The 17066-nt window shown below is 51.0% G+C and carries 14 protein-coding genes; 6 read left to right on the forward strand and 8 right to left on the reverse strand.

The annotated features are described in order from the left end of the window. Window positions 1–451 precede the first annotated feature (451 nt). The gene (locus Pla110_RS01880) at window positions 452–1492 is read left to right on the forward strand and encodes an ROK family protein (RefSeq protein WP_144992647.1); all 1041 of its coding nucleotides are present in this window, start codon (window positions 452–454) and stop codon (window positions 1490–1492) included. A gap of 257 nt (window positions 1493–1749) precedes the next feature. Then, a complete protein-coding gene (gene lepA, locus Pla110_RS01885) occupies window positions 1750–3552 on the forward strand; it encodes a translation elongation factor 4 (protein WP_144992648.1) in 1803 nt (600 codons plus the stop codon). 230 nt (window positions 3553–3782) lie between these two features. Here the strand turns inward: lepA and Pla110_RS01890 are convergent, their stop codons facing one another. The 5 genes from Pla110_RS01890 to Pla110_RS01910 all read right to left on the reverse strand — a co-directional run bounded on the left by Pla110_RS01890 (window position 3783) and on the right by Pla110_RS01910 (window position 7507). After that, on the reverse strand, window positions 3783–3980 hold the full coding sequence (locus Pla110_RS01890; RefSeq protein ID WP_144992650.1) for a cold-shock protein: 198 nt from the start codon (window positions 3978–3980) through the stop codon (window positions 3783–3785). Window positions 3981–4191: 211 nt separating this feature from the next. Continuing rightward, window positions 4192–4659: a RidA family protein gene (locus Pla110_RS01895; protein ID WP_144992652.1), complete on the reverse strand. Its 468-nt coding sequence runs from the start codon at window positions 4657–4659 to the stop codon at window positions 4192–4194. 227 nt (window positions 4660–4886) lie between these two features. Continuing rightward, the gene (locus Pla110_RS01900) at window positions 4887–5999 is read right to left on the reverse strand and encodes an acyltransferase family protein (protein ID WP_144992654.1); all 1113 of its coding nucleotides are present in this window, start codon (window positions 5997–5999) and stop codon (window positions 4887–4889) included. 181 nt (window positions 6000–6180) lie between these two features. Further along, window positions 6181–6456, reverse strand: a complete 276-nt coding sequence (locus tag Pla110_RS01905; RefSeq protein WP_144992656.1) for a hypothetical protein — start codon at window positions 6454–6456, stop codon at window positions 6181–6183. A gap of 106 nt (window positions 6457–6562) precedes the next feature. Further along, a complete protein-coding gene (locus Pla110_RS01910; RefSeq protein ID WP_144992658.1) occupies window positions 6563–7507 on the reverse strand; it encodes a protein-tyrosine phosphatase family protein in 945 nt (314 codons plus the stop codon). A gap of 277 nt (window positions 7508–7784) precedes the next feature. Between Pla110_RS01910 and Pla110_RS01915 the strand changes: the two genes are divergently transcribed. Beyond that, window positions 7785–8954 (forward strand): DUF3179 domain-containing protein, encoded by a 1170-nt coding sequence (locus Pla110_RS01915; protein ID WP_144992660.1) that lies wholly within the window; start codon window positions 7785–7787, stop codon window positions 8952–8954. Window positions 8955–8974: 20 nt separating this feature from the next. Here the strand turns inward: Pla110_RS01915 and Pla110_RS01920 are convergent, their stop codons facing one another. Further along, window positions 8975–9844 (reverse strand): fumarylacetoacetate hydrolase family protein, encoded by an 870-nt coding sequence (locus tag Pla110_RS01920; protein WP_144992662.1) that lies wholly within the window; start codon window positions 9842–9844, stop codon window positions 8975–8977. Between the two features lie 485 nt (window positions 9845–10329). Between Pla110_RS01920 and Pla110_RS01925 the strand changes: the two genes are divergently transcribed. Next, entirely contained in the window at window positions 10330–10551 is a 222-nt protein-coding gene (locus Pla110_RS01925; protein WP_144992664.1) for a hypothetical protein, read from the forward strand. A gap of 35 nt (window positions 10552–10586) precedes the next feature. Here Pla110_RS01925 and Pla110_RS01930 read toward each other — a convergent pair whose 3' ends face one another. After that, window positions 10587–12806 carry an ArnT family glycosyltransferase gene (locus Pla110_RS01930; RefSeq protein ID WP_144992666.1) on the reverse strand — a complete coding sequence of 740 codons (2220 nt, stop codon included), beginning with the start codon at window positions 12804–12806 and terminating at the stop codon, window positions 10587–10589. Window positions 12807–12868: 62 nt separating this feature from the next. Further along, complete coding sequence (locus tag Pla110_RS01935) at window positions 12869–13873, reverse strand: glutamate cyclase domain-containing protein (RefSeq protein WP_144992668.1); 1005 nt, start codon at window positions 13871–13873, stop codon at window positions 12869–12871. Window positions 13874–14702: 829 nt separating this feature from the next. Here Pla110_RS01935 and Pla110_RS01940 point away from each other — a divergent pair. Further along, complete coding sequence (locus Pla110_RS01940; protein WP_144992670.1) at window positions 14703–16157, forward strand: c-type cytochrome; 1455 nt, start codon at window positions 14703–14705, stop codon at window positions 16155–16157. Between the two features lie 75 nt (window positions 16158–16232). Next, a complete protein-coding gene (coxB, locus tag Pla110_RS01945; RefSeq protein ID WP_231742809.1) occupies window positions 16233–17048 on the forward strand; it encodes a cytochrome c oxidase subunit II in 816 nt (271 codons plus the stop codon). Window positions 17049–17066 lie beyond the last annotated feature (18 nt).

The following is a 17066-nucleotide window of genomic DNA, read 5'->3' on the forward strand; positions in this document are numbered from 1 at the left end:
AGCGGAGAGGTAATCTGTCAGCGAATTCGGGTCTATTTTACGGGCTAAAAGACGCAGGGTACAGATGAGACCCGCTTATTCCCGCTCGAAGGGGCTGAATCTTTCCGGGAGCGGTTTTTCCATTTCTGGTCAATTGGTCAGAGGTTAATGAGGGTGGCTAGACGACTACAGGGGCTAATTCGCCTTCTAAAGTGGGAAACTCCCGGCGAAATCGGCCTTGCGCTCAAGGGATCAATTGCGACGGCAGGGCTGGTTTGCCTATACTCGTTCCCGCTTCGCTCCGCTCGCGCAACGTCAATCCTTCCGCCTGAATGTCCCGCCGGTTGGTTCACGAGCCCTCCCATTCCTGTTGCTGAACACTTGATTCTGGACAGTTGGAGTTTGGGGTGGTTTTCACAGATTTGACCCGCCCGTTTCTTTCCCTCTACTTGAATTCGTTCTGTTCCGTAAGATGACTGATCAAAACTCTACTGCTGCTTCCGACCCGAACCAATCGCTCTTTTTAGGGATCGATATTGGCGGGACCAACGTCAAAATTGGTGTCATCAACGATGCCGGTGAGTCGTTGGCGAATACCAAAATTCCGACCGATCCCGAATTGGGCCCCGCCGTCGTCCTGCAGAAGATCAAAGAGGCGGCATCCGGAATCATCAAAGAGGCGGGCACTTCGCTTCCGAAACTGAAAGCGGTTGGAGTCGTTTCTCCCGGAACGATGAATATCAAACAGGGAATGCTGATCAACCCGACGAACCTGCCGGGCTGGCAGAATTACCCGATCCGCCAGAAATTCGCCGACGCTTTCGAACGACCGACTTATCTGAATAACGATGCCAATGCGGCGGCCTATGGAGAATACTGGGCCGGAGCCGCCCGGAACGCCAGTTCTCTCGTCTTCTGGACATTGGGAACGGGGATCGGCTGCGGGATTATCATCAATGATGTCGTTTTGAATGGAGAAAACTCACACGGCGGCGAGTGCGGGCATATCATTATTGAAATGAATGAGGGGCGTCCGTGGGACACGGGGCAGACCGGAACCCTGGAAGCGTATGCCTCGGCCAAGGCATTGATTCAGCGAACTTACGAAGCATTGGATGCTGGAACAGAATCATCTTTACAACAGGTGCAGGAATCTGGAGAATCAATCACCCCGCTCCTGGTGGCTGGCGAGGCGGAAAAAGGGGATGATCTGTCCCTTAAATTGATTATGGATACTGCCCGATATCTGGGCGTGGGGACTACCAGCTTGATGCATACGATCGATCCGGACATGGTTCTCTTCGGTGGAGCCATGACGTTCGGCGGAAATGAGACGGAATTAGGCCGCCGTTTTCTGGCCAGAATCAAGGAAGAAGTCAAACAGCGGGCCTTTCCGACTCCGTATGAAAATACCACGATTAATTTCGCCTCCCTGGGAGGCGACGCCGGATACATCGGCTCGGCAGGGTGTGCTCGTCGCGATTGGATCAACGCCGGAAGCCCGGAGAATTGAGCCGCCATGGCGAGAGCCATCACAGCCATTCTCATCCCGGGAGAACATTAAGGGCTACCACCTTTTCGTCAGGATCAGGTTTGGCCCATCGAAGTCAGCGTCAGCAGTAGCAGGAATTCTCGTTCACGAAACGCGGTGAACGGATAGCGGAATCAGTCGCGTTGCTCTGCCGACCTACCGGGATCGCCCGAAAGCCGGCCCCGTCACCAAATACCCCTGGTACATCACCAGACATTTTACTGGATAATAAACCGTCAATGGACACCAAATATATCCGTAACTTTTCGATTGTAGCGCACATCGACCATGGCAAAAGTACGCTGGCCGATCAATTGCTGCTCTTGAGCGGGGCGATTACCCAACGGGAATTCAAAGAACAGATTCTTGACGACCTGGACGTAGAAAAGGAACGGGGAATTACGGTCAAAGCACGCGCCGTAACGATTCATTACACACATGAAGGCGAGGTTTACGAACTGAACCTGATTGACACTCCGGGCCATGTTGACTTTCATTACGAGGTCTCGCGTAGTCTGGCAGCCTGTGAAGGGGCACTACTACTGATCGACGCCTTTCAAGGTGTACAGGCTCAGTCCGTCGCGAATGCCTACGCTGCGATTGAGGCCGATCTGAGTATCATCACCGTCGTCAATAAGATCGACCTGCCCGTCACCCGCATCGAAGAAGTTCTCGAAGAGGTCGAAACGATCATTGGACTTCCGCCTGATGAAGCGCTCCGCGTCAGCGCGAAGCAGGGGATTGGTATTCATGACGTCTTCAAAGCAATCATCAAGCATATTCCTCCGCCCGCTGGTCTAGCGGATGCCCCTTTGCGAGCCCTCGTCTTCGATAGTAAATACGATAACTATCGCGGTGTCATTACCTATATCCGGGTAAAGGAAGGGACGCTTCATAAAGGCCAGACCATCAAATTCATGAACGATGGTTCCAAGTCTCATGTCATCGAAGTGGGCCAGTTCTGTCCAAAGATGGTTTCCTGTGACTCACTTGGTCCCGGGCAGGTAGGCTATATCGTCTCGGGAGTAAAAACCCTGGGAGACATTCATGTCGGTGATACAGTTACATTAGCCGAGAACCCGGCCGAGAAAGCTTTGCCCGGTTACGCAAAACCACAGCAGATGGTTTTCTGTGGGATGTACCCGATCGACGCAACCGACTTTGAAAAGTTACGCGACGAACTGCATAAGTTGAGCCTGAACGATGCCTCGTTCACGTTCGCTCCCGAGTCGAGCGACGCGCTCGGATTTGGATTCCGGTGTGGATTCCTGGGGATGCTGCACATGGAAATCATCCAGCAGCGTCTTGAGCAGGAACAGGAAATTGACCTGATCCAGACCGCTCCGAACGTCACTTACGAGTTGCTGCTGACGAATGGACAGACGCAGCTGATTGATAATCCGGAGAACGTTCCCGATGCGGGGCAGATTCAGGAATTTCGTGAACCGATTGCGAAGACAGCCTTCATCGTTCCGGGTGAAAATATCGGCACGATTATGCAGCTATGTGCAGATCGACGAGGAATTTACAAAAGCACCGAGTATCTGGGGCCGCTTCGGGCACAGATTGTTTATGAGCTGCCGCTCGGCGAAATTGTCTATGACATGCACGACCGTCTGAAAAGTGCGACGCGTGGTTATGGAACGATGGACTACGAGATCATCGGTTTCAAAGAGAGCGACCTCGTCAAAATGGACATCCTTGTCAAAGGCGTGAAGGTCGACGCTCTCGCCACCATCGTGCATCGCTCCGAAGCAGAACGTCGAGGACGGTCGCTGGTCAAGCGATTAAAGAAAGAGATTTCCAAACACCAGTTTGAGATTGCTCTGCAAGCGGCAATTGGTGCCCGCGTCATCGCTCGAGAGACACTCTCTGCACTCCGCAAGAACGTCACGGCGAAATGTTACGGTGGTGACATTACCCGTAAGCGAAAACTGTGGGCGAAGCAGAAAGAGGGGAAAAAGCGAATGAAACAGTTCGGCCAGGTAGAGATTCCCCAGAAAGCATTCCTGTCTGTTCTGGATGTGGCCAAGGAAGATTAAGCGAGTTTTTCTGTTCCGTCTAAAAAACGGAGCAGACTGGCACTGCTTTAAAGCCGAGAGGGCTTCTCTCGGCGCGCTATCTTACTGACGAGACCTTGACTGCTTTCGTGGGATTCGATCAGCCCTGCAGGGGAGCCATCGCTTTCAAAATAACGACCCTGCCAGAAAGCACCGCGCATAAAAAAAAGCCGGCGATTAAATCGTCGGCTTCGCTGTTTTATGCCAGAGCACTAAACAGGCTTAACGTTTTCTGCTCTGGGACCTTTAGGGCCACGTCCTTCTGTGAAAGTGACGGTCTGACCTTCCTGGAGCTCTTCGAAACTGACCCCTTCAAGGTTAGACATGTGGAAAAACATATCTGAACCATTGCCGGTGTTAATGAAGCCGAAACCTTTTTCGGTCAATTTCTTAATAGTACCTTCTGCCATCGTAACTCAAATTCCTGAAAAAAAAGTAGGTGCGGCTTAATCCCGATAAACTGCTTCCGGGTGATCATCCGCACCTGCAATTATAACAGGGGGCTAGCACAATAAACAGATAACTTCGCTAGATTGACAAAAACTTTAAAAATAGCAGAAATTGCTGAAACCCCATAAACAGAGGCCTTTTCAGGCCCGAATCACTGGGAAAACCTATAAATTAGCCTTCATGAAGTTCAAAAATGGCCTCGACTTCAACGGCAATGTTTCCCGGAAGTGATCCCATCCCGACGGCGGAGCGGGCTGCCCGTCCGTTGTTTTCGCCAAAAACGTCCAGCAGCAGCTGGCTGAAACCATTAATCACCTGGGGGTGTTCGCCGAACTCGGGTGTGGCGTTTACCATCCCCAGTACCTTGATTGCCCGCTTAATTCGATTTAATGATCCCAGCTGAGCCTGCAATGTGGCGAGCATCGTCAAGCCAACTTGACGAGCGGCCTGGTATCCTTCTTCCATGGTGAGGTCGCCTCCCACCTTCCCGCAAATCTGAGTGCCATCCACGAGGTTGGGCCCATGGCCAGACACATAAATCAAGGACTCCTGGTACACAAGGGGAGTGTAAATACCACCCGGCGGCGGCGGTGCAGGGAGTTCCAGATTCAAACTGATAATTCTGTCTTCCGGGCTCATGATAATCTTCCTCATTTTTGAAGCAGGGTACATACCACGTACGAATTAAAGTCACGACTTTGGGCTATAGCGAATCACATTTAACTAGGACGGTTTCTGGCGGCGCAACACCCTTCTTCGAAGACTTCACGCATCCTGATGCCGCCGCACTTATTTTTGGACAAGCTGTAATTCCACCTTATCGGATTTAACAGCAGATATCGATTCTCGATTTGACAGACAGGAGTCTAAAGCCGCAGAAAGATTTTCTTGCGATACATCACGTACAGCACGAGCCATTTCAGTATCAATCCGGTTCCGGCAATCAATGTCGGATGCAGTCGGCCTTCTTCATTCCGTAGTATTAAAGCTGCAATTGCATTGAAATCGATAAAAGCGCTGGCCAGATAAATGAAGAGGGGATTAACACCAATGACGACAAAGAACAACGTCCACCAGCGCAGTTTCCAAACGTCGATCACCAGGTAAAACGTGGCGAGGAAAATCAGGCTCCAACCCACTGTCACCAGCACGAAGGAACTCGTCCACAGGTTTTTGTTAATAGGAAAATCGAAGTTCCAAAGCTGTCCCGCACCCCAGCAGAGAATGCCCGCCAGGGCCATGGCGCCGACCTTCTGGTAGCCCGATTTATCTTCACGTCGCAGCCAGTCTCCGGTGATGACCCCGGCGAGGACATTGACGATAGAAGGGATTGTGGAAACGAGTCCTTCCGGATCGCGGACATCCTTATAGAGATGGCCAGAGACGATAATTCGATCGAGATATCCGGACCAGGTTTCGCCTGGATTGTCCACGCCCGTTCCGAAGCCGGGAACAGGAACATACTTCATGAGAATCCAGTATCCCAGCAGCAAGGCGGCTGCCACGATCAGGCGTCCCTTCGTCTGCAGGTGCAGCGCGATCAGGGCGCCCCCCATGTATCCCAGTCCAATTCGGCCCAGCACGCTTGGGTAACGCTGATTTTCGAAATCGAATAACAAGAGACCATTGTAAATGCAGCCTAGCAGAACGAGCAGCAGACCTCGTTTAATAATCTGCCAGTGGAGTTGGGCGTTCGAGGTTCCCTGTTGCCGCCGTTTATTCAATGAATAACTGAAGCTCACCCCGGCGAGAAACATGAAGAGTGGAAAGATGAGGTCATAAAAAGTAAACCCATGCCATTCAGGGTGCTGTAACTCGGTGTGCAACCATTCCAGTGGTCCCCAGTGAAATTTCTCGTGCAGAATGTGGACGAGCGCTTCCCCAAAAATGATCCAGAACATATCGAACCCGCGCAGTGCATCGAGAGAGACGAGTCGTTCCTGGCGAGACGGTTGCAAGGTGGGTGAGGGGTTGCTCATACAGGGTCTATTTCCAGCGAGTGGGCAATGAGAAGGGATTTCAGAGAACCGTATTCCGACCGAAGAGGAACGAGCGACTGGCGAATAACGTTAAGCTGAATTGTGATCCGAAGCACAGTCGAAGTTCAAGCGAAACCAGAATAAGAGCTGATAGACTGGGAAGAACTCGGCGAGTCGTTTTTCAGCTGTTCAGCCATTCGAGATGAATATATTTGGCGAGCGATCCCAGATTCTCCTGGAGCAGCCATTCCATATCTGACTTCTCTAGTCGGGTGGACAGATAAAGATTGTCCCGAATTCCCAAGTCGATGTCGTGTAGCAGGCTTTCGAGTCCGCGGGGGGACATGCAAATTCTTGCCCGTAGCATATTCCCCACCTGCGTGCTGATTTGTTCGACGTCTTGCTCCATGGCATCCGGAGAGACCATTAATACAAATTTTCGGTATTCCATGGACATGGCGATGATGCCTGATCGATAAGAGCAACGGATTGAGTTCTCCAAAGCGGGTCACAGCCAAAGGTGACCAGCAAGTCACTATATCATAGAAGAGACCGGACGTCACTCAATTCCGAAATTGTGCATGACAGGCTTTGCAGTCCCGTTTTATTTCATTCAGTTTTTCAAGCCAGGTCGCTCGGGAGTGCGTCGTCTTCAATTCATATTTAATCGATTTGAGGCGGAGATCGCTTTCTTCAAAGGCAGTGACTAACTCCGCGTCGGAACTTTTGTCGAGCGCGACGGTGCGGCGTGATTCCCGGATTAACTCCCAGAGCAGCAGCGTCTCGCCGTTCAGCTGGTCTTCGATTTCGGGAGTCATGTCCTCGGTCGCTTCCAGGAACGCAGTGAGGTGATCGAAACGGCGATCTGCTTCGGCCATATGGCTGGCTACGGAATCGACCTCGGCAGTTTCTTCCAGAGGAGGTAACTCCTCGGAGGTGGCAGGCGGCTGGAACTCGCGAACCGATTTCCACAGTCCTTTGTATTGCGGGCTGGTTCCGGCTTCTTGCAGGAATTGCTCCGCCTGTTTGCCATCGAAGACCTCGGCTGCCTGACAGAGAATAGCCATCGCCGCAGGACCGCGATGTTTGCCATGATGGCAGTGCACGTATACGGGTTCATCTATTTCCTTCGCGGCCCGAACGAGCGAAAGTTCCGCACCGCGATCAATCCCGCTGTATTGCACCGGGATATGAACATATCGGATTCCGTACTTCCGCGCGAGTTCCACATTGGGTCGAATGCCATCAACACTAATGATGACTTTCACTCCCATCTCTTTTAACTGCTGGAACGCGGCCTCTCCAACCGGTTCAGCCCCGCTGTAGTATTGAAGTGTAATCTTTTTGAGGTTGTGCAGAGATTCTTCTGCCTTCTCTTCAGCGAACCCATTTGCTGGGCCGAAGAAAAAATCCCCAAGAAATAATACGGCGACAAAGAGGGTCAGGGGTGCGAACGAGCAGTCTTTGAGGCGATCTTGAAAGGAGAGGAGAGAGTGGAAAAGATGCATGTCGAACGTTTCGATATCAATGGAGTGATTTCAATGAGGAATGGCCTGCTGCCAAGTTAACAGTCTATTGTTTCAGGGCGCTCGGAAGAAGGAAACCGATTCTCAGGAGTTTTTTCAATTTCTCAAATCATTTCCCAAATGTGATTCAGCTCACATTTATAAAGATGGGGTTTAGGTTATCGTAAGAGTTACCACATCTTTACCAGCAGCGATCCAATGCTGCTGAATTCTCCTAATCATTGGCCTGTCTGAAGCTACCTTTCTGAAGGGAATAGCCATGAGTAATGAGCCTGCGTCTCCTTCTGTTCCGCCCGAGAACACTCCTGGATCAGATAAATCTAGTCCACCTGCATATCCCCTCAAACGAATTGTTATTCTGGCAGCCATCATCCTATGCCTCAGCGTCCTGGGGGTGGCGGCGATCGATAACTCAACCTATCTTGCTGCGGTCTGCCAACAGCAAACATTTTCTCCGTATTCCGGCACGGAAGATATGCAGAAGGGAAAAGGGTATCAGGCGAACTATCCATTGTTTGCGTTTGATCTACGGCGCATGAGCATTCCCAGGAATCAGGTTCGGGCCGGTGGAGTGCAGAAGGATGAAATCCCTGCGCTGGTTGATACAGAAACAGAAACCGCTGAACAGTCAACACATTTGAATCCCCGTGATCGGGTCGTCGGAGTCGTGCTGGACGGTGAAGCCAGAGCATATCCGATTAAAATCATGCGACATCACGAAATCGCCAACGATCAACTGGGGGGAATGGATATCGCTGTGACCTATTGCCCATTATGTGATTCGGTCGCTGTCTATGATCGAAATACAGAGGGAGGGACTGTTGAATTGCGAGTTTCCGGACTGGTGTATCAAAATAATGTCCTTATGTTTGATCGATCACAATCAGAGGAGGATCTGGAATCCCTCTGGTTACAAATAGGTTCCAAAAGTGTCTCCGGAGAATCCAAAGGTGAGGCACTTGATGCTTTACCAGTTGAGTTAACAACTTGGGGAGAATGGAAACAACGATACCCAGATACAGCTGTGTTGATTGCTGATCAGGGTTTCAGCAAGGACTATGAGAATAATCCCTATGCACAATACGAGAGTTCTCTAGCACCGATGTTTGAGATCGCCAATCCGGATAAGCGTTTGCCTCATAAAGAACGGGTGCTGGGCGTCTGGACTGAAAAGACAAATCGCGCATACCCTGTCTCGCTGTTCTCCGCCGATAAGACGACGATCGAAGATGAGATCGGCGGGCTGAAAATAAAGCTGGCGTACAATCCTAACACTGAATCGATTCGTGTTGTTGAAGCTGACGAAGGGCTGGAATGGATGTATTCCTTCTGGTTTGCCTGGGCTGCCATCCGTCGAGATACTGAGATTCACAACGAAGACGAAGTGGCCGCTAAGTTGTCTCTCCCCAATATTGGCACTCCTGAATAATCAGGGGAGGGTGGATGTGCTTAGATACGCTCTTCAGCTACAAATCGATTTCGTAACGTACCCAGTTTTTCGATCTCGACTTCGCAAACATCGCCCGGTTTCAGGAAGACGGGTGGCTTGCGTGCCATACCGACGCCTGGCGGGGTTCCAGTGAAAATGATGTCGCCCGGGAGCAGCGTGCAAATCTGTGAGAGGTATGAAACCAACTCGGGAATACCGAAGATGAGTTGCTGCGTGGTGGAGTCCTGCATCGTTTCGCCATTCAATCGTAATTGAACCTTCAGGTTCCCCGGGTCTCCTACTTCATCGGAAGTCACCAGGTAAGGTCCGTAAGGGGCGAAGCCATCAAATGTTTTTCCAGACAGCCACTGTTTGCCCGGTTTGTTCAATTGCCAGTCACGAGCCGAGACGTCATGACCGGTGCAATAACCGGCGACATAACTGGAAGCGTCTGTTTCGCTCACTTGTTTGCAGGTTTTGCCAATCACTACGACAAGTTCGGCTTCATAATCGACCTGAGTACTGACTGAAGGAAGAATGACGTCTTCTTCATGTGCCGCAACGGCAGTCGGAAATTTGTTGAACAGCACCGGTTCCTCGGGTGGTTCAACTCCCGATTCTTTGGCATGGTCGGCGTAGTTCAAACCGATACACATGACCTTCTGTGGGTTGGGAATGGGAGCGAGTAACTTCACCTGGGAAGAATCAATGCCCGTTCCTTTATTGATCGCGTCTGCTGTTTGAGACAGTAGCTTCTCTCCGCCTGCCAGCAATGTTTTCATACAAGTTGGGAGAGTGCTGTCGGCTTGATTCAAGTCAACCAGCTGACCCTGCGCATTGACGCCTGCAATTCGGGAACCGTTTTCGGACTGATAGGTGACTAATCGCATGAAAACAATACTTTGTAAATGAGGATTGTAAATGAGGATGATAAGGGGCGGTTGATTGGCTCGGTTAAAGAGCGGGCAGCTGAAGTACTTTATTAATGATCAATATCTTGTCAGGCAGTCGGTCGTCGGTCAAGCGAGTCACGAATTAAGCCCGTAAGAGCTTGGTACGATAAGTCTATGAAAGCAAACAACTTCGGGTCGGGTGGATTGTTAAGAGTCACATTTGGCAGTCTGTTCAAGCTGTTCCTGGTTAATTGAGAATTATTTAAATCGCGTTCAGGGGCGACGGAATCTTCTTCCTGGCCGGAATTAAAAGCTGGTACACTGGTAGGGTTGGCACGAACGCACGGTTGACCAATTTCGGCAAACTTGGGAACCAATCCTGAACCTCAATAGTGGTCTATCCGGAATAGATAATTTAAGCCTTCGCGTGCCTGGTCAGAGGTTTTCAGGGACACTTCCAGTTGTGTGGGAGGGAAGCAGTGATGAACAGAATTCAAGATAGAACCGACAAGAAAAAGATTCGCATCGATCTCGATACCGAACAATCGATGAACCTGGAACTCGAAGAGGGTTCCGGTATCTGGCACGTCGTTGTTAAACATGACGAAGCAGACGAGAAAGTGAATCGGTCCGTTATCGATCTCCACGGAGATAAACGGGCAGTAAAAAGAGAATTGGATTTGAGACAGTTTCAAATCGACTGATTCTCAGTTCGAATTTTCTATCAGGTCGTTGGTCTTCAGCGGACTTGATACAACTCTGCCATCACGACGAACGTCTTCCCTTCTTTCGTGTGAATTAAGTCCGGTGCCCATTCCTTGATCTCATTCTGCTGGGATGCGTTCAGGTTGTCGAATTCGATAATCCACAACGATTCGGGTTTAGAGAGAATCTCCCTCTCGACCAATTGCTGGAGGTGGGCCGGTGTCACCTTTTCGTCAAAGCCATAGGTCTGACGATAACGCAAAATCTCTTCCCAGTTGACGGCGACATAATCGAGGTTCGCTTCAGCGAATCTCGATTTGATTTCAGCGGTTGGTTTTAACTCGGAGGTATCCGGGTTCGCATCAGGTTGCTCGACCAGACTGAGATACTCTGAGCGATTAAAGACCGTGTTATAGATCGGTACAAACCGGGCATCAAATACTTGCGCTTCGCCGATAAGTAAGACTCGGGATTCTGCCGGAAGTTTTTGGTTTAACACATATGTTAAGTAGGCTCCCTGTTCAGCAATCTGGCGAGTCGTCGCCATGTCACTACCGACTGGTAAGTGCGTACCGAGTGAGGAGATCATCAGCACAAAGTTAACCCCCATCATCAGGAAGCCGACAACGCGACTGTAACGGAACCAGGCAGGGGTATCGCTCCAGGTGAACCCACCTCCGGCCAGGACAGTGAACGGCAACAGTGCTGGCAACCAGAACCGGTCGATTCGATGCGTGAAGAACCACCACATCAACGTTAAGTAAATGATGCCACCTAACAGCCACCAGCCAGTAACTCGTCTCCTCGCGTTCAACCAGAGCAATGGTGCAAACAGGAGCAGTAGGGGTGATTGCAGTGGGTCGCTGACTAGGCGGTGAAAAAGGGAACGAGGTAGTTCATTGAGTGCTTCCTGAGGAACAGAGTGGCCCGCTTGCCAGGCAGCATGGATTTCGTCCGTCCACCCCCGTCCTCCAAACAGGCCGTAAGCGAGAGGGAAAACAGGATTGCCAGTGAAGATGATATTCTTGAATAACCAGGGACCGACCGCGACTGTTAACCCGATGAAGAATCCGATCAATGGGTTCCGATAGATCTGCCAAAGTGATGGAGACGACGACGATCTCGCTCGTAGATACGGATGGTAGAGCAAATAGATCAGGAATATCGCTGCGGGCAGCACACCCCAGATCAAGCCCGGATACTTGCAAGCCATCGCGCCGCCGGCGAACCCACCGAGGAGAGTCGCCGGGATCAACAGGTCGGTGGGGGTGTCTGTCTTATTTTCGCTTCGCATGCACTGCTGCAATTGCACGCCGAGAAGAAATGTGAGCGAAAGATAGAACAGCATTCCTCCTTCCGCATAGGCCGTCTTTGACAATGTGTAGCTCCAGGGGATGGAAAGCCAGATCAGACAAGTCAGCCAGCCACTCGTTTCGTTAAACAGTTTCCGGGCGATGCTCGCCAACGCTAAACCGGTGCAGGGGACCAGCGGCATCAACAGGCATTTGCCAACCAATGCTCCGCGATACCAGTCACCCCGAAGCAGCATGCCTAACAGGGCAGTCATCTCTGTTAGTGCCGGGAAGCTGGTGTAAACGTTGTGTTCTAAAAAGGTGATCTGGCCCGCGAGATAATATTCCTTAGGCCCTTGCAGATGATATTCACGAACGTCGAAGTCGAGCGGAGGTTGTGTTGCTCCCAGGATCATCAGCGTCAAGAAGGGAATCGCACACAAAACCAACCCGAGGTGACTTCGGAAAGGGAGGAGCGTAGGACCTTTAGACCGGTTTGTACGATGTCGATACCAATGAACGGTTTCGATTAACAGGGGGACTAGGATCAACAATCGCCACAGCCAGGACGAGAGCATCCCCACCATACCGAGGATTAGGACCAGGCTGGTAACTAAAGAAAGCCCGATTCCATATGCGAACAGATTGAAGTCGAGCTCGTTCAGTTCACCGCTCCCAAGAAACCCACGTACATTGCGCAAAACCAAACGACCGCTCGTCCAGATTCCCAGTGTGCCGAGTAGTGCGGTGAACCACAGGTCGATCCTTTCCCAAATGAATTGATCGAGTGACGTTCCATCAATGCCCCAGTAGTCTGACCACCATTCGGAAAAGATCAGCGCGATGTCGATCCGACCGATGGTCACCCCCGGCAGGGCAAGCGGAACGGTCAGCAAATACCCTCCCAGTAAGAGCAGCCAGAGAAAAGCGACGATCAAAGGAAGAGAGGCGGAACGCGACATTAGCAATTCAATGAAGAGAGGGGGTGGGGATTGAGTTTCAGATATATTGCCTGGGACGGGAATCAAATCTCCAGAAGTTGACGCATCATTTGCCAGGGTTGAATGTAGGTCAAAAAGGGGAGCCCGTCGACCGTCGCTTCAGGTCGACCAGTCACGCCATCGACAGCGGGGCCTTTCTCGACCATCCGTTCCAGCAACTGCAAATGGTGCTCTGCCGTCCAAGGCGCCAGAATATCGGGGCGCTGTTTGAGAATTGCGATCGCAGCAGTCAGTGCCAGGGCGCCCCAGTTACTGGTTCCGGCAACAATGATTTCATCTGTCGCTACGCGACAAGGAATATGGCTCGTTCCCTCCAGTGGAAGGCACGCCTGGATCTGTTGCCAGTCGAGTTGTCCCATCCCGATTTCATTACCACCATCTCCGATACCCATTGTGAGAGCCTGCGGATGGAAATGAGGCAATTGCTCGAACAGTTCATGCAGCGGGGCATTCCACTCGTCGATGCTCAACCCCCGCATATTGTGACAACATCCCTGTTTTTCAGGAGGAACCTGGCTCAAGAACTCATTGATGTCTAAGTCGGGGTATTGTGATTGGAAAGTCTCGGTCGTGTGACCCGGCCCGGCACGCTCAATAGCAATGAGGTGGGTTAATCCACAGCCCGGTCCTGATTCATAAAAGTGGCGATGCCACTCGGGTTCCGGTTTGAGCGGAACGATATGCACGAGTTCCGGGTCAAGGTCGACGGCGCGGGCCGCAGACTTAACGGCGGACTCCGAATGGGTGTCAGTCACGATTTGTGCTTTGATCCCCAGTTGTTCCAGCATTTTTGTCAGATAAACCGTTCCGGGTGGGCCATCGGTTTCCGAGGCGGCCACAATTCCGCTGGGGATATAGAAACCTGTGACCAGTACCACCCGTTGAGCGTTCTCCGCCAGCTCTGCGGCTGCCCGGGCCAGACTCCCCATTCCGAACGACTGGCCAGGCGTGCTCTGCCCCAGCAGGCCGCGTTGTCCGGGGTCGCGTCGAATCAATTGTTCCAGTTTGGAAATCAGGTCTGGGTTCACTTTGCTCTGCTGTTGTAAGGTGTTTATCTTAAATAAGTTATGGTTGCTGCGTGTGAATCCGAGGTGATTGATTCGATAGACGTTTTTTCATTCTTCCGCTCGGGAATAAGCGTCCGAATGGCATTCTTGCTTTCGAGAATTGGAGTCGCAGGACCAGAATCGGAGTTGCGAGTCGCATGGGGAATTGAAAGAATCCACCATAACATCGCGATCTGATAAGGGAGAGTGTATTTTCAGACTGGGGTTGTTGTCTCGCGACAGCGACTGTTTCCTCTAAATACTCTCGCTAAATTATAGGTTCGAACGCTCTCGATTCCTCATTTTCAGGTCGACCGCTCAGATCGATTTCACTGAGAGGGGCTATTATCTGAATTCTAACTCATTTAATACTAGTGAGTTAGGCGTGCTAGTGCCTGCGGTTGTTTGAAAAAGCTCTTTCACAGACAGATCAGGAGTGCTGTTCAAACGGATTGAGGCGAGTTGGTGGGAGATCTGCACAAAAACGTGCGGAAATCAGGTTTCCTTCCGGCATGTCGGCTGATTCAGGCCTCTTGACCGTTTAGGATGGGCCAAAAGTTACTGGCAGGAGGCTTTACCGGCGGTGATTATCATCGTCATGGAGATATTACGGTGCCAAATTTCACACCGATGTCTAGATTTATATAGAGACGTTCAGTCGGTTTCTCATTTGAAACTTCGCTCTCCCGCCTGACTACTAACTTGTTCAATTCAAAAAATCCCTCCGTCATAAATGGCTTTTCCCGGTCTGTGCTGACCGATTTCTGGAAAACCTCGTCGGAGACGTTTGTCATTCTCTGGAATAACATACATGTTCGAAATCGCTAACGAAACCAGATTCAGGAGCTATCGCTATCTCCTGCCGCTGATGCTGGTTTCTGCCAGTTTGGTCGGCTGCGGCGAACCTTCCGATATGGAGTTTGCGCCCCACCCTCGCGTTTTCAACCTGATGCCGAAAGCTCAGGACGTCGTCAATTCCACCGTGAATACTCATTTCGGTGAACCAGGGTCGCTGCATGCCTGGGATGCCGTCCCAGTGGATTTCGGAATGGTCACGGGCGCAGTGACAGAAGTCGCTGATGCTGCCGAAGGGCAGAAGAAGCTGACAATTGAACTCGAAGAAGAGTCTGAAAAAGACCTAACCGGGGACAGTGTTCAGTTCTATCGCGAAGATGAAGAAGGCGAAGAGGTGATCGATTTCATTCGCGTGCTCAATCACGATCCGGCGACTAACACTGTCGTCGTGTCGGGTGAATACTTTCCAGAAGCAGAAGCCGAAGTCAGCATCGGAGGGCATCAGCTGATTGAAGGTCAGCGGCTGTATATGAAACATTGTGTTCATTGTCACGGCGTGACAGGAGACGGAGAAGGAGCCACCGCGAAATACCTTAATCCCAAACCACGCGATTTCCGGTTGGGGTTGTTCAAGTTCAAATCAACAGATTACTCCGACAAACCATCGCACGATGACTTGCTTCGCACCTTGGACGACGGCATTCCTGGTACCTATATGCCCTCATTCAAGTTGTTGCCTGAGAAAGAGAAAGCTTCGATTGTCGAGTATGTTCGCTGGTTATCCATGAGGGGCGAAATCGAAAAACGATTGATCGACTTCTTTGAGGGCGATTTTTCGATGCTTGCCTACGAAGAAGCGAAAGAAGATAGCGAAGAGGAAGTCGAGTACCTTGAGCAGGACTTGCAGGATCTCGTTCTCGACGAACTTCCGGATGAACTGGAAGCGATTACAGAGCAAATTGCTGCTAAGTGGGAGCAGGCGGACAAGAAGTCCAGTATCGTAAAGCCGACTAAACCCCGTGTTGAGGATACGCTTGATTCCCGCCTGCGTGGCAAGGAATTATATACATCACTTAAGTGCGTCACCTGTCATGGTCCGCTCGGAAACGGAGACGGATCGGAGACAGAAACATACAAAACCGATCCACTCACCCAGGTGACGTACTCTGAACCGGGATTGTATGATTCCTGGGGTTCCCTGGTGAAGCCGCGAAACCTCCGGTTGGGTCAGTACCGCGGTGGGCATCGACCGATCGATGTTTTTCGACGTATTAAAGCGGGAATTCCCGGTACGCCGATGCAGGGTTTTGCTTCTGCTGCCAATGATAATCAGATTTGGGACATCGTAAATTATGTTCTCAGTCTGCCTCACCAAGATCCTTCTGTTGAATTTAATACAGCGTCTCCTGCCGAGACGACTTCGACTTCTCCAAGTGGGACGGATAGCTCTTCCGGCTCCGAAGGGGAATAGTCGGCGGTTGCTGCTTTACTTATTTTTATTTTATCTGATACATGATCGTTTGCCTCGCCGAGAGGATTACTTGTTGTGAAGAAGTTCTGGTCTCTCTTTTTCATCTTCTGGCCCATCGTGGCTGTTGTCTTCTTTGCCGTTTCTCCATCAATGAATTGGTGGTTTCCAGGCGAAGCAGCATCAACCATTGGTGCCCGGATTGATAGTCTGTTTTATCTGATTCTGTACCTCACTGGGGCAGCGTTTATTGGAACGCAGGTCGCAATGGGGTATGCGCTGTGGCGCGCCAGTGGCGTGAAGACAGAGGACAAAGCCTGGTATTCCCATGGAAACCACAAACTCGAATTGATTTGGACGGTGATTCCCGCTCTGGTTTTACTGTTCATTGCTTTTGAGCAGATGGATGTCTGGGCCGAGTTTCGCATGGTAGATCGCGTCGCCGTAGAGATTCAACAGAACCCGGTTGCGGAAGTGACCGCCCGTCAGTTTGAATGGCGGATGCGCTATCCTGCTCCGGGCGAACAGCTTCAACTTCTTCCTCAGCCCAGCGACATGTTCATCGTGAATGAGCTCGTCTTACCAGCGGGACGCAAGGTCGTAATTAACCTCAGAACAAGTGACGTGCAGCATTCCTTTTTTTCGCCCCAGTTACGGGTGAAGCAGGATGCCGTTCCCGGAAAGATGATCCCCATCTGGTTCGAAGTTCCGAAACCCGGAACATACGACCTTGTCTGTGCTGAGCTATGCGGGTGGGGACACTACAAAATGAGAGCGTTGATTAAAGTCTTGCCCGAAGAGGAATACGACGCATTCCTACAGTCGCTCTATGAGGATGAAACCTCTGATGGATTCGTAGCCAAAGCGGGCGAATCGACTGCTGATGAAGAATAATCTGTTTCTATTTCTTCG

The organism is Polystyrenella longa, from assembly GCF_007750395.1.
Classification (GTDB): domain Bacteria; phylum Planctomycetota; class Planctomycetia; order Planctomycetales; family Planctomycetaceae; genus Polystyrenella; species Polystyrenella longa.